The sequence below is a fragment of the Kiloniellales bacterium genome (genome assembly GCA_030066685.1).
Lineage (GTDB): Bacteria > Pseudomonadota > Alphaproteobacteria > Kiloniellales > JAKSBE01 > JAKSBE01.
On the sequence record JASJBF010000003.1, the window covers coordinates 207,009 to 219,790 of the forward strand.

The window sequence follows — 12,782 nt, forward strand, 5'->3', positions numbered from 1 at the left end:
CTCAGTCTTTGAGGAATCTTTTCAAGACATTCTCCAAGAGCCTCGAGATGTTGTTCTCGGCCCTGTTGCACAGCAGGCTGCCGCAGAAGGTGATCGAGCCGACCGAGAAGACGGCGCCGCCGCCGGGCAGCTCGACGTAGGTCATGTCGGCGCGGATCAGGTCCTCGGCCGCCTCGCCGGGCCAGTTGGCCCTGTGGGTCAGGATCTCTTCGGGCACCAGGACGAAATTGCCGCTGTGACCCTCGGAGCTGGCCAGGACGACCGTGCCTTCGGGGCTGCCCAGGCGCCGGTCGACGCGATCCAGCTCGAAGCCCGCCGCGCCGCCGCCGCAGAGCCCGAAGTCGCCGAGGACCTCGTCGTCGATTCCGGCGAAGACCCAGGCGAAGTCCGCTTCGTAGGAGGCCGGCCGGCGCCGGTAGTGGCTGCCCTCGAAGGTGCCCTGGGCCGAGAAGCCGACCCCGGCAAGCCGTTGCGGCGGCCGGCCGTTGCGCCGCCACAATCCGCCATAGGCGCCGTCGAAGGCGTTGTAGTACTCGCCCGGCTCGGCCGCCCAGGCCCGGATGCCGCCTTCGCCGCGGCGGATCTCGATAGCGCCCGGCAGCGCCCGGTGCAGCGCGATCCGCCAGTAGAAGCCGTTGCCGCCGAGATAGGCCAGACGGCCGCCGCCGTCGCGGTAGCCCTCCAGGGCGTCGAGGGTCTCCGCGGTGTGGTACTCGGGATGGGTTCCGGTCAGCACAGCCTTGTAAGGGCGCAGGACCTCGGCGCCCTCCTTGTGCAGCTCGAGGTCGGTCAGGATGTCGCAGTCGAGGCCCTTGGCCCGCAGCCAGGCGACGAGGTGGCAGTCCGCCTGGTAGTGGCGCAGCCCAGAGCGCCCCTCCGGCTCGGCGAAGGTCAGGAAGCCCTGCTTCAGGGTCATCAGCGGCCGCAGGTGCGAGGCGTGGCAGATGCCGCTGCCGTCGGCGTGGACGTTGTAGGTCGACAGCCCGTACTCGGGATGGTCGGCCGGGTTGTGAGGATAGGCCGACCACTCGGCCGCCCGCTCGCGCCAGGCGTCGGAGAAGTCCAGGCGGGCGTGGTTGCCGTAGATCGCGTAGGTGAAGGTCGGGACGACCAGGCAGAGCCGCGCCGTGGTCCGGCCCTTGGGCGGGCAGACGAAGAAAGGGATCGTGTCCTCTTCGCCGCCGCAGGCCAGGCGGACCGCATAGACGCCGCTCGGCAGCGCCGCCGGCAGGGTGAAAGAGAAGTCGGTCTCCCAGCCGGCGTCGTAGACGTCGTCCGCATGGAAATGGATCGCCCCGTAGTCCTCCGGCGCGTGGCGCCAGCAGTGCTCGGCGCCGCGCCAGGTCGATCCGGTCATGGCGCGGGCCGGCAGGTTGACCAGCTCGCCGTGCAGGCCGTGGCGGCCGAGGTCGACGATCCGCGTCGTCTGGGTGTCGAGCGCGAAGTCCCAGCGCGCGACCGGCTCCGCGGTCGGGGTCGGCGTTGCGCCGGCGCTGGGATCCTCGGCGGATGTCCGGCCGTAGATGGCCGGGGCCTCGATCTTGCCGTTGAAGTGGTCCGAGGGCGGATCGCCGTCCAGGGCTGCGATCAGCAGGTCGCCGGCCCCGGCGAGCTCGGGCGGCGCCTCGAGGCGAAGCGCGGCGCTGGCCTGGCCCTCGAAGCGGGCGGCCGGACCCGAGGGTGCCTGGCCGATCCGAAGCTGCCCGGTCTGCGCATCGAAGCCGGCCCAGACCCGGTACCAGCTCCGCGCTTTCATCGGCCGGCCCGCCGACAGGGTCGTGATATTCCCAGCACCGAGGCCGATCCGGAGCGTCGCGCCCAAGCCCGGCTCGAGGAGCAGGGCGAAGCCGCGGCCGGTCGCCGCGTCGAAGCGGGCGAGGATCGCCTGCCGCCCGGCCTCGGGCAGGGTCGGCCAGACCTGCGCCGTCAAGTGGAAGCCGCCGAGGCCGTCCAGCGGCGTCGGCTCGGCGATCCGGGCGTAGGAGCCGAGCCGGAGCGGCTGCAGCCGCGAGGGGTAGCGGCCGTCGAAGGCCGCCGCGACCGGCTCTTCCAGGAGTCCGGGTCCGGCCGGGTTGGGATCGGCGTTGAAGACCCGGACAAGGCGGGCCTCGTAGTCTTCCGGCCCGGCGCTGGAGACCTTGAAGCCGATTGTTTCGCCGGGACGGGCGGAAAGCCGGTCGGCGTAGCCGATGAGCGGGATCATGACCGGGCGCGCTCCCTCAAAAGGCCCTGACGCCGTAGACCAGGTTGGGCAAATAGAGCACCCAATCCGAAAAGAACGCCAAGAGCAGGATCATGAAAACGTAGGGGACCAGCAAGGGCAGGACCCCGACCGAGATGTCCTCGATCGAGATGTTGGTGATCCTGGCGGCGACGAAGAGGTTGGCGCCGATGGGCGGGGTCAGGAAGCCGACCTCGCAGGTCATCACCGTGAAGATCCCGAAGAGTATCGGGTCGATCCCCAGGCTCGACACCAGGGGCAGGAAGACCGCGGTGAAGATGATGATCTGGGGGATCGATTCCAGCCACATCCCGATGAAGATGTAGAAGATCCCGATCAGGAGCATCACCAGCCAGGGGTAGGCCGCGGCGGTCGCGAAGAGCTCGAGGATCGCCTGCGGGATGTCGAAGATGGTCACCAGCTGGCCGAAGGCCTTGGTCGAGCCGAGGATGAAGAGCACGGTGCCGATGGTGATCGCGGTGAAGCGCAGGGCCTCGGCGACGCGGCGGAAGGTGAGCTTGCGGTAGACGAAGAGGCCCACGATCAGGCCGTAGAAGACCGCGACCCCGGCCGCCGCTTCATCGACTTCGTCACGGACTACGTCGCCCGTCCGCCGGCCGCTTCACGGCCGCAAGCCCTGGGCAGAGCTCAAAGCGGATAGTCGCGGGCGGGATCGATCCCGCAGGTCTCCAGGAACTTCCGGATCTGGATCACTTCTTCCTTGGGCACGCTGTGGCCGCTGGCATGAAAGGCCGCGCTGTGGCCGGCGAGGCGCACGCTGAGCCGCCCGCTGCCGGAATGGCCGAGCTCTCCGCCGAGTTCCTTAAACACGCTCTCGATGTCCCGAAAGTGGAGGTTGGCGCTGATCGGATGCGCGAAGAGGGCGTGCAAGACCTTGCGGTGGCGGTGGTTCATGGCGGTCCTTTCGAAGTGCGCCGGGCAGCGACTCGAGCCCGGCCTCGGGGCAAGGCGGCAGAAGATGTCGGCCATGAGCGGAAACCTAGCGCTTCGCGAGCGCAGAGGCGCTGACTTGAATCAATCGGCCTGCCTGCCGCTCCTTGGTATAAGCTGGCCGGCATGAGCTGCAGCCACGTCATCGTCCACGATGCCCGCCTGGTCGGCCGCGTCTTTCCGCGCGAGGGGGTCGCGATCATCGGAACCGATGCGCGCACGCCCCTTTCCACCGTCACCCGGCGCATCCGCGACCTGGCCACGGCGCCCGAGGCGGTGATGACGCACATCAGGACCGGCCGCTACGGCCGGGATCCCTTTCCGGTGCTGACGCTCATGGCCCATGGCGTGCGGGTCACCGACGATCCCAGCGGCACGGACACGGCACTGGAGATCGGCTCGGAGTACATCCACGAGGGCAACGCCCTGCGCTTCGGCCAGACGATCCGGGGCTGCGTCTTGGACAAGATCAGGGTGCTCGGCTGCGCCGCTGCGGAGACCGAGAGCGGCCGTCGCATGTGCAGCCAGCTGTCCGTCGGCGCAGGGGTGCGGCTCTTCGCCTCCGCCCAGACGCAGAACTTCACGACCAGCGAAGGCCACAGGCAGTTCGGACGGATCACCGAGGGGGTCTGGATCGACTTCGGTGCCTGGGAGGGCGAGGTCTACCGCTTCGAAACAGACGGCTCGCACGAACTAGCCTGGCGCGGCCCGGACCCTCAATAGGGCGGATTCCGGCGGCTCCATGACGGATCGGGCCCCCGGGCCGAGCGTCCTCGATCGGCGCGAGCGATCAAAACCTCTTTCAACGAGACCTTCGGCCCAACATACTGTCCGGCGGTCGCTCTCTTCGGCGCCGGCGATCGTTGCGGCCAACCCTGCCGCGACGGGCCGCCCGCAGCGGGCGGCTGCTGGGATCTCGCGATGTCGTCCGCGATCCTGGGCGGAAGCGCAATCAACAAGAACGATCGCAGGACTGGGAGGCAAGCAATGAAGCTCAACAGCAAACTTTTCGCGGCCGCCGCCGTCGGCACCCTGCTGGCCGGCGCCGCGGCGCAGGCCCAAGACATGATCTTCTGGCGGATCGGCACCGGCAGCGCCGGCGGGACCTACTTCCCGATCGGCGGCGTGATCGCCAACGCCATCTCCAACCCGCCGGGCTCGCGGCCCTGCGACAAGGGCGGCAGCTGCGGTGTGCCGGGCCTGGTCGCCATCGCCCAGTCGACCAACGCCTCGGCGCACAACGTCACGGCGATCGAGGCCGGCCAGATGGAAGCCGGGCTTACCGGCGCGGCCACGCTCTTCCAGGCCTATCACGGCGTCGGCAAGTTCGAGGGCAAGAAGAAGGGCAACCTGCGGGTCATCGCCAACCTCTTCCCCGAGGACATGCACTTGGTGCTGCCCAAGGGCGGCAAGCTCGCCTCGCTCAAGGACCTCAAGGGCAAGCGGGTCGGCATCGCCCAGGCCGGCTCCGGCACCCAGATCGCGGTCATGATGATCCTGAACGACCAGGGCATCACCCGGGACGACATCGAAGAGGCCGAGCTCAACAACTCGCAGAGCGCCGAGCGCATCGCCGACGGACAGCTCGACGCCTACTTCTATGCCGCCGGCACGCCGGTCGCGGCCATGGTGCAGCTTTCCACGACCAAGGGCATGGACCTCTACTCCTTCTCGGACGAAGAGGTGAAGGCGGTCAACAAGATCCTGCCCTACTACGTCCCCTCCAAGATCGCGGCCGGTACCTACGAGGGCATCGGCTACGACGTCAACACCGTGGCGGTGCAGGGCATCCTGGTGACCTCGGCGGAGCAGTCCGACGACCTGATCTACGAGATCACCAAGGCGCTGTGGAACGACAATTCGCGCAAGCTCCTGGACAACGGTCATGCCAAGGGCAAGGTGATCCGGCCGGAGACCGCCCTTAAGGGCATCGCCGGGCTGGAGGTGCCGCTGCATCCGGGCGCCGAAAGGTTCTACAAGGAGGCCGGCCTGCTGAAGTAGGCCGCAGGCGGCCGCAGGACTCGCGCGGCCGGCGGCGGGCTCCGCCGCCGGCCCGCTCTTCCTGCGCCGCTCGGCTGAGATGGCGGACAGCAGCGAAAAACTCGACGTCGCGGCGGCTGAGAAGCTGGAGCGGCGCTATGACAGCGGCCTCGCTTTGCGGGCCCGCGGACCGCTGCTGGGCAAGGCGCTCTTCATCCTCTCGATCGTCTATGCCCTCTACCACTACTTGACTGCGGGCTTCGGCCTGCCGGTCGACTTCTGGCACATGGGGCTGCACCTGGCCGGGCTCTTCATCCTGATCTTCACCGGCTTCCCGATCCTGGCCCTCCAGGGCGCCAAGGACCTGAAGCCGCGCAGCTTCTGGCGGCCCGGCAACGTGCCGCTCTACGACTGGCTCTTCGCCGTCCTCGGCGTTCTGGCCGCGCTCTACCTCGGCTTCTCCTGGTATGGCCTGGACTTCGAGGTCCTGGGCTGGCGCTTCCAGCTCAACGAGCAGGCGCTGCGCCAGGGCGATCCCGCGGCCTCGGACATCTTCTTCGGCACCATCCTGGTGGTGCTGGTCCTCGAGATCGCTCGCCGGGCCCTCGGCATCGTGCTGCCGCTGATCATCCTGGTCTTTGTCGCCTACGCCCTGCTGGGGCCGCACCTGCCGGTCCAGATTCTCAAGCATCCCGGGGTCGACTGGCGGCAGTTCATCAACAACATGTACTTCCCCCAGGAAGGCATCTTCGGGGTCACCCTCTGGGTGGTCTCGACCATCGTCTTCCACTTCGTGCTTTTCGGGGTGATTGCCCAGCGCATGGGCCTGGGCCAGTTCTTCATCGACAACGCCATGATCCTGGCTGGGCGCTACACCGGCGGGCCGGCCAAGGTCAGCGTCATCTCCTCGGCCTTCTTCGGGACCATCTCCGGCTCCTCCATCGCCAACACGGTCTCGACCGGCTCGCTGACCATCCCCAACATGAAGCGCCTGGGCTATCCCGGGCACTTCGCCGGCGGGGTCGAGGCGGCGGCCAGCGCCGGCGGCCAGATCACGCCGCCGATCATGGGCGCGGCCGCCTTCATCATGGCCGAGTTCCTGGAGATGCCCTACACCCAGATCGTGGCGGCGGCGGTGGTGCCGGCCCTCATGCACTACGTCGGCGTGATCTCGATCGTCCACTTCCAGGCCAAGCGCCTGGGCCTCAAGGGCTACAGCCCGGACAAGCTGCCTATGTTCAAGCAGGTCTGGCGCGAGGGCTGGCCGACGGTGCTGCCGCTGGTCGCGCTGATCTACGTCCTGTTCAGCGGCTACACGCCCTATATGGCGGCCTTCACCGGGATCACGCTCTGCATCATCGTCGGCTTCACCAGCCTCGACCGGCCGCTGACCCTGGCCATCCCTGGGGCGGCGCTGGCCTTCGTGCTCTGGAAGACCCTGAGCGGGGTCTTCTCGCCGTTGCTCTGCGCGCTGCTGATCGCCTGCATCGTGATCGGCGTGCTCAACAAGCGGCCGCGGCAGTCCTTCCGCGAGCTGACCGCGAGCATGAACGTCGGCGTGCAGTACGCCCTCGCCGTCGGCGCCGCGGCTGCCGCCGTCGGCATCGTGGTCGGCGTGATCAACACCACCGGCATCGGCTTCCGCCTCGGCTTCATGGTCACCAACGGCGCCAAGGAGATGGCCGAGGCCGTGGCGCCGCTCTTTTCCCTGATCCCCAGCGAGGCCTTCTCCCTGGAGTCGATCCAGCTCTTCCTGTCGCTGGTCCTGGTCGCCATGGCCTGCATCCTGATGGGCGCCGGCCTGCCGACGACGGCGCTCTACATCATGCTGGCCTCGGTCGCGCAGCCGGCCCTGGCGCAGCTCGGCGTGCCCGCCCTGGCCTCGCACATGTTCGTTCTCTACTACGGGGTCATCTCCGAGATCACGCCGCCGGTCTGCGCCTCGGCCTATGCCGCCGCCGGCATCGCCGGGGCCAATCCCTTCCGCACCGGCATCTCGGCCTTCACCCTGGGCATCGGCAAGCTGATGGTGCCCATGGTCTTCGTCTACGCGCCGACCATGCTGATCGTGCTGCCCGAGCACTTCACCCTGGTCAGCTTCCTGCAGGTCGCCCTGACCTGCGCCTTCGGGATCTTCGCCATCGCCACCGCAGTGACCGGCTTCTTCCTGACCAACATGGGCGCGGTCGGCCGTATCGTCATGGGGGTGGCCGGGCTCTTCTTGGTTGCGCCCAGCCTGAACTCCGACCTCCTGGCCCTGCTGGTCGCGGCCCCCGTGGTGCTGCTTCAGGTCCTGGCCCTGCGCCGCGCGGCGCCGGAAGCGGCGGCGGCCGACTGAGGTGGGCGCGCCGCTCGGCAGGCTGGACAGCTTTCCCCGCGCCGCGCTCGGGCATCTGCCGACCCCGCTGGAGCCACTGCCCAACTTGAGCGCGAGCATCGGACGGCGGCTCTTCGTCAAGCGCGACGACTGCACGGGCCTGGCCTTGGGCGGCAACAAGGTCCGCCAGCTCGAGTTCTACCTGGGCGAGGCCCTGGCGCAGCGGGCCGACACGGTCCTGATCACCGGGGCCGTGCAGTCCAATTTCGTACGCCTGGCCGCGGCGGCGGCCTGCAAGCTGGGCCTGGCCTGCGAGGTCCAGCTGGAGGACCGGGTGCCGGGCAAGGGCGAGACCTACCGCCGCTCGGGCAACGCCCTGCTGGATCGGCTCTTCGGGGCCGTGATCCATCACTATCCCGACGGAGAGGACGAAGCCGGCGCCGACCGCCGAATCAAGGAGATCGCAGAGGCGCTGAAGGCCGAGGGCCGGCGCCCCTACGTGATCCCGCTCGCGCCCGGGCATCCGCCGCTGGGCGCCCTGGGCTACGTCGCGGCGGCGCAGGAGCTGCTGGCGCAGTGCGGGGCGGCGGGGCTCGGCTTCGACGAGATCGTGGTCGCCTCGGGCAGCGGCCACACCCACGCCGGCCTGCTCTTCGGGCTGCGCGCCTTGGGCTGTGACCTTCCGGTCACCGGCATCTGCGTGCGCCGTGCCGCTGGGCTGCAGCACCCGCGCATCGTCAGGCGCTGCCGGGAGATCGCCGAGTTGATCGAAGCGCCGAACCCTGTGGCGGACGCCGATGTCCTGGTCGACGACCGCGACCTGGCGCCCGGCTACGGCCGGCTCAATCCCGCGGTGCGCGAGGCGGTCGACCTGGCGGCGCGGCGGGAAGGCCTGCTGCTGGATCCCGTCTACACCGGTCGGACCCTGGCCGGGCTGCTGCGGCGGGCGGAAGCTCTGGCAGAGGGCGCCAGACTGCTCTTCGTCCACACCGGTGGCACGCCGGCGCTCTTCGCCTACCAGGAGGACTTCGGCGGCGCTGGCTGAGGACGGCTCGGCGGCCGAACGGTCCGGCAAGCTGTTTTCGTCGGATAGTTATTTTCGGTTAATTCCTAATAGTTATATTCCGCGCCATGAGGGCTTCGACGGTACGGCGCGCCCGCGACCCGCATTCGGCCTGCCGGCGTAGCTTGGTGCCGGCCGCCGGGGTCCTGGCGCTTGGGATCCTTTTCCTGGCCGGGCTCACGGCCGCGCCCAAGGATTGGCGCGGGCAACTGGCCTTGGTCTTCTCACCGCAGGCGAGCTCGACCGAGATCATGGCGGCGGTGGCGGCCATGGAAGCGCGCGTGGTGCGCGGCGGCGGGCTCGGCAACCTGGTGGTGGTCAGCTTCGACCGCGAGACCACCTATGCGGAACTCCGTCGGCACGGCGCTTGGCTCGTCCTGGACCCGATCCTTGCGGGCGCCTGTACGCTCCTTTTCAAGGTGCCGCCGCCGGACGAAGAAACACAGGACCGTAAGAGATGACAATCCTGGACCAGATACGGCGCAGCGTCGCCGGCTACATGGCGGTCTTCATCGGCCTCCACGTTTTCATCGTTGCCGGCGTCGCCCTGCTTCTGGGCGTCGACTGGATGCTCCCGACCCTCGGTGCGGCCGCGCTCGCCGGGGCGACCTTCGCGGCCTGGCGATTCGACCGGGGCGGCCAGCAGAGCCGCTACGTCGCCGCCGTCGCCCTGATGCTGGCCGTGGGCTTGCTGGTCTACCTCTTCCGTGGGCACCCTTGGCAAATCGACGTCCATATGTATTTCTTCGCCTGCCTCGCGATCCTTGCGGCCTTCTGCGATTGGCGGGCGATCGCCCTGGCCACGGCCACGGTGGCACTGCATCACCTGGTCCTGAACTTCCTGCTGCCGGCGGCGGTCTTCCCGGGCGGCGCCGACATCTTCCGGGTCGTACTCCATGCCGTCATCGTGGTCCTCGAGGCGGCGACGCTGATCTGGTTGTCCAGCAAGCTGGTCGCGGCCTTCTGCGAATCCGAGGCGGCGGTCGAGACGGCGCGCCGGGCCGAGCGGGAGACCGCCCGTCTCGGCGAAGAGCAACAGCAGGCCGAGCGCCGGGCCGCCGAGGACAAGCGGCGCAGCCTGGCGACCCTGGCCGAGAACCTCGAAGGCGAGGTCGGGCAGGCGGTGGCCGCGATCACGCAGCGGGTCGCACAGCTCAGGCAGCGGGCCAAGGGCATGTCGGAGTCGGCCCAGCGGTCCCGGGCCCAGAGCGAGACGGCGGGCGTGTGCACGGACGAGGCGACCGGCAACACGGAGACGGTCGCCTCCGCCACCCTGGAGCTCAGCGCCTCGATCGCCGAGATTGCCAAGCAGATGGCGCATTCCCGCAAGGTCTCGGAGGCGGCGGTGCGGACGGCGGAGACGACCGACGCGACGGTTCACGACCTGGTTGCCGCCGCCGAGAAGATCGGCCAGGTCACCGGGCTCATCTCCGAGATCGCCGAACAGACCAACCTTCTGGCCCTGAACGCGACGATCGAGGCGGCCCGCGCCGGCGAGGCCGGCAAGGGCTTCGCCGTGGTCGCCTCGGAGGTCAAGTCGCTGGCCAACCAGACCGCCAAGGCCACGGACGAGATCTCGCAGGAGATCACCAACATGCAGTCTGTCTCCTCGGGCGCTGCAAGGGCGATCGGCGAAATCGTGACGACGATCGAGGAGATGCGCGAGGTCTCGACCACGATCGCCGTGGCGGTCGACGAGCAGTCGGCCGCGGTGCGCGAGATCGAGCGAAGCACGAACCTCGCCGCGGAGAGGACCAGGCAAGCCGGTCGCGAGGTCAAGGCGCTCGGCGACAGCGTCGCGACGACGGAGGCCGCGGCCCAGGACATCGCCGATGCGGCCGACAGTGTCCATCGGGACGTCGAGGGCCTCAACGGCGAGGTCGCCGACTTCCTGACCCAGGTCCGCACCTCTTGACCGTGGCCCCGGTCGCGATCCGTAACCTTGCCGGCCGCAGCGGCCAAGCGGCTGCGGCGGGTCAGCGGACCTCGCCGATCTCGCGAATCTCGAAGCGCTCGAGCAGCGGGCTGGTCTCCGGCGACTTGAGTGACGCGGGCAGGGTGTTGAGGCGCCCGTAGTTGACGAAGACGCGTCCGTCCTTGACGACGCCTGTGGTCGCATAGACGTCGCCGGTCGCGAGCGAGCCGGTGACTTCGGCCGAGGCCCAGGCGTCCTCGCTCTTCAGAGTGAAGACGGTGTCGGAGGCGATGCCGGAGGCCTGGTTGGTGATCACCACCAGCTCCTCCGGCTTGGCCAGCACCAGGCCGTCGGTCCCGACGAAGGCACGCGGCAGCTTGACCTCCGTGAAGGCCTCCGGGTCGTCCAGCGGCACCTTGAAGAGCAGGCCTTCGCTCTTCTTGGCGACCAGCAGGTAGCCGTCCGGATGGGTGACGATGCCGTTCAGGTTGAAGCCCTCGCCGCGAAAGCGGTCGTTCGCCAGGAAGACCTCGGCCTCGCCCTCGGGGGTCACCTTGTAGATCGCGGCGGCCAGGCTGTCGGTGACGTAGGCGTTGCCGGCCGCATCCAGGGTCAGGTCGTTGGCGAACTTCTTCTCGCCGGGCCGCAGCTGCGACAGCTCGATGAAATGAAGCGGAGCGCCGCTCTTCAGGTCGTAAATGCCCAGGGCCACGGCGGCAAGCTTGTCCTCCGGGCGGCTGCGTTCCGCGACGCCGTAGTCGGAGCTGTTGACCAGCAGGCGGCCCCGCGCCGGGTCGACGCGGATGCCGACCACCGACTTCAGCCGCCGGTCTTCGACCAGCTTGCGGGCCTCGCCCTCGGGGCTGACCTCGTAGACTGTGCCCTGCCGGATCGAGCCGAGCAGGAAGTTGCCGGTGAGCGGGTTGGCTTCGATGCCCTCCGGGTAGAGCGCCGGCACCTCGACGGAGACGGCGGGGCGGGGCGCCTCCGACAGGCGGAGGCCGTTGCCGGCGTCGGCCGTCGCGAGGCTCGACGTCAGGACCAGGGCGCCAGCGGCGAAGGCGGTGGGTAGGGTCAGGGCTCGAGTCATTTTCGGATCTCCAGGTCTCCCGGTTCATGGACCCGGCGGCCGCTCTGCGGCGCCGGCTGGCCGTGATCTGCGCTGCGCCCTGGCAAATCGCAAAGGGCGATTCCTCAGCTCCCAGATGAGCTGAGCTTCACCACGGCGGCGCCGGGCCGGTCCACCGGGTCCGCGGCCAGGCGAGCCGGAACTCTGCGCTCGAAGGACGCTCGACGCCGCCGAAGGGATCGGTCGCCGCCGCGACCCGGCGCTCGCAGGATTGTGATGTCCCGCCCGTCGGCGCCGACGCTCATTGGTATTAGGTCTTCAGCCAGTCGATGAAGCTTTGGATGGCCGCGAGCCGCGGTGCCTTCGGCAGATGGACGGCGAAGTAGCGAAGCCCCGGCAGGGCGATGGCGAAGGGTGCGATCAGGCGCCCGTCCTCCAGCTCGCGCGACAGCAACACCCGGCTTAGGAGCGCGACGCCCTGGCCGCCGACCGCGGCCTCGATGGCGTTGGCCTCGGCGCTGAAGCGGAGACCGGCGCTCGAATCGAGGCTTGAGACGCCGGGATCGCGGTGTCGCGCCAGGGCGATCCACTTCTCCCCGGTCGGCTCTTCGGGGGCGCTCCTCATCCAGGTGTAGTGCAGCAAAGGAAGGCCGGCGAGGCCCGACGGCCGTGCCAGCGGGCCGTGGCTCTCCAGCAAGGCCGGGCTGGCCATCGGCAGGAAGCCGTCCTGGAAGAGCTCCTGCCAGATCAGGCCGGGGCAGGGCGCCGCGGCATAACGCAGGGCGACGTCGGCCGCGCCGCCGTGGAGATCGACCAGCGCCTCGGAGCTGTGGAGGTCGAGCTCGATCTTCGGATGCTTCTGCCGCCAGTCGGCCAGCCTCGGGACCAGCAGCCGGCTGGCGAAGGCGGTAGTCGCTGAGACCCGAAGCGGCGGTGCGACGGCGTCCGCCTCGACCTCCTGCAGGGCCGCGGCGAAGGCGTCGAAGCCGTCGCGCAGCACAGGGTAGAGGCGAGCGCCGGCAGTGGTGAGGGCGATCGGCCGGGGCCGGCGCCGGAACAGCGATTGGCCGCAGATCTGCTCCAGCAGGCGGATCTGGTGGCTGACCGCGGTTGGCGTCACCGCCAGCTCCGCCGCGGCCCGCTTGAAGCTTAAGTGACGGGCGGCGGCCTCGAAGGCGCGCAGGGTGTTGAGAGGCGGCAGGCGGCGCATGCCTGCAGGTATAGAGCAGGCCCGAGCCCGCGGGAATTGACGGGGCCGTGAGCGGC

General features: G+C 69.3%; 10 protein-coding genes and 1 pseudogene. 6 read left to right on the forward strand and 5 right to left on the reverse strand.

Annotation, left to right across the window (positions count from 1 at the left end; genetic code table 11):
• Position 1: 1 nt before the first annotated feature.
• From QNJ30_04735 to QNJ30_04745, 3 genes and pseudogenes are all read right to left on the reverse strand, one after another.
• Complete coding sequence (locus QNJ30_04735) at positions 2-2,203, reverse strand: N,N-dimethylformamidase large subunit (GenBank protein MDJ0942743.1); 2,202 nt, start codon at positions 2,201-2,203, stop codon at positions 2-4.
• A gap of 16 nt (positions 2,204-2,219) precedes the next feature.
• Positions 2,220-2,783 (reverse strand): annotated as a pseudogene (locus tag QNJ30_04740) (TRAP transporter large permease subunit).
• A gap of 86 nt (positions 2,784-2,869) precedes the next feature.
• Positions 2,870-3,136, reverse strand: a complete 267-nt coding sequence (locus QNJ30_04745; protein MDJ0942744.1) for a hypothetical protein — start codon at positions 3,134-3,136, stop codon at positions 2,870-2,872.
• Between the two features lie 162 nt (positions 3,137-3,298).
• On the opposite strand from QNJ30_04745, the gene QNJ30_04750 reads away from it, so the two are divergent.
• From QNJ30_04750 to QNJ30_04775, 6 genes are all read left to right on the forward strand, one after another.
• Positions 3,299-3,895, forward strand: coding sequence for a hypothetical protein (locus tag QNJ30_04750; GenBank protein MDJ0942745.1), 597 nt, complete (start codon positions 3,299-3,301; stop codon positions 3,893-3,895).
• Positions 3,896-4,159: 264 nt separating this feature from the next.
• Positions 4,160-5,173, forward strand: a complete 1,014-nt coding sequence (locus QNJ30_04755; protein MDJ0942746.1) for a TAXI family TRAP transporter solute-binding subunit — start codon at positions 4,160-4,162, stop codon at positions 5,171-5,173.
• A gap of 79 nt (positions 5,174-5,252) precedes the next feature.
• Complete coding sequence (locus QNJ30_04760; GenBank protein MDJ0942747.1) at positions 5,253-7,490, forward strand: TRAP transporter fused permease subunit; 2,238 nt, start codon at positions 5,253-5,255, stop codon at positions 7,488-7,490.
• Position 7,491: 1 nt separating this feature from the next.
• Positions 7,492-8,514: a D-cysteine desulfhydrase family protein gene (locus QNJ30_04765; GenBank protein ID MDJ0942748.1), complete on the forward strand. Its 1,023-nt coding sequence runs from the start codon at positions 7,492-7,494 to the stop codon at positions 8,512-8,514.
• 86 nt (positions 8,515-8,600) lie between these two features.
• On the forward strand, positions 8,601-8,993 hold the full coding sequence (locus QNJ30_04770; protein MDJ0942749.1) for a hypothetical protein: 393 nt from the start codon (positions 8,601-8,603) through the stop codon (positions 8,991-8,993).
• The gene (locus tag QNJ30_04775) at positions 8,990-10,447 is read left to right on the forward strand and encodes a methyl-accepting chemotaxis protein (protein MDJ0942750.1); all 1,458 of its coding nucleotides are present in this window, start codon (positions 8,990-8,992) and stop codon (positions 10,445-10,447) included. Before QNJ30_04770 ends, QNJ30_04775 begins: the two co-directional genes overlap by 4 nt.
• A 61-nt stretch (positions 10,448-10,508) precedes the next feature.
• Here QNJ30_04775 and QNJ30_04780 read toward each other — a convergent pair whose 3' ends face one another.
• Both QNJ30_04780 and QNJ30_04785 read right to left on the reverse strand, forming a co-directional pair.
• Positions 10,509-11,537: a hypothetical protein gene (locus QNJ30_04780; protein MDJ0942751.1), complete on the reverse strand. Its 1,029-nt coding sequence runs from the start codon at positions 11,535-11,537 to the stop codon at positions 10,509-10,511.
• A 289-nt stretch (positions 11,538-11,826) separates the two neighbouring features.
• Positions 11,827-12,726, reverse strand: coding sequence for a LysR substrate-binding domain-containing protein (locus tag QNJ30_04785; GenBank protein ID MDJ0942752.1), 900 nt, complete (start codon positions 12,724-12,726; stop codon positions 11,827-11,829).
• Positions 12,727-12,782 lie beyond the last annotated feature (56 nt).

Bases quoted from the DNA above. Each gene is read 5' to 3' on its own strand.
- QNJ30_04735 (MDJ0942743.1), bottom strand. From the start codon at position 2,203: ATGATCCCGCTCATCGGCTACGCCGACCGGCTTTCCGCCCGTCCCGGC.
- QNJ30_04745 (MDJ0942744.1), bottom strand. From the start codon at position 3,136: ATGAACCACCGCCACCGCAAGGTCTTGCACGCCCTCTTCGCGCATCCG.
- QNJ30_04750 (MDJ0942745.1), top strand. From the start codon at position 3,299: ATGAGCTGCAGCCACGTCATCGTCCACGATGCCCGCCTGGTCGGCCGC.
- QNJ30_04755 (MDJ0942746.1), top strand. From the start codon at position 4,160: ATGAAGCTCAACAGCAAACTTTTCGCGGCCGCCGCCGTCGGCACCCTG.
- QNJ30_04760 (MDJ0942747.1), top strand. From the start codon at position 5,253: ATGGCGGACAGCAGCGAAAAACTCGACGTCGCGGCGGCTGAGAAGCTG.
- QNJ30_04770 (MDJ0942749.1), top strand. From the start codon at position 8,601: ATGAGGGCTTCGACGGTACGGCGCGCCCGCGACCCGCATTCGGCCTGC.
- QNJ30_04775 (MDJ0942750.1), top strand. From the start codon at position 8,990: ATGACAATCCTGGACCAGATACGGCGCAGCGTCGCCGGCTACATGGCG.
- QNJ30_04780 (MDJ0942751.1), bottom strand. From the start codon at position 11,537: ATGACTCGAGCCCTGACCCTACCCACCGCCTTCGCCGCTGGCGCCCTG.
- QNJ30_04785 (MDJ0942752.1), bottom strand. From the start codon at position 12,726: ATGCGCCGCCTGCCGCCTCTCAACACCCTGCGCGCCTTCGAGGCCGCC.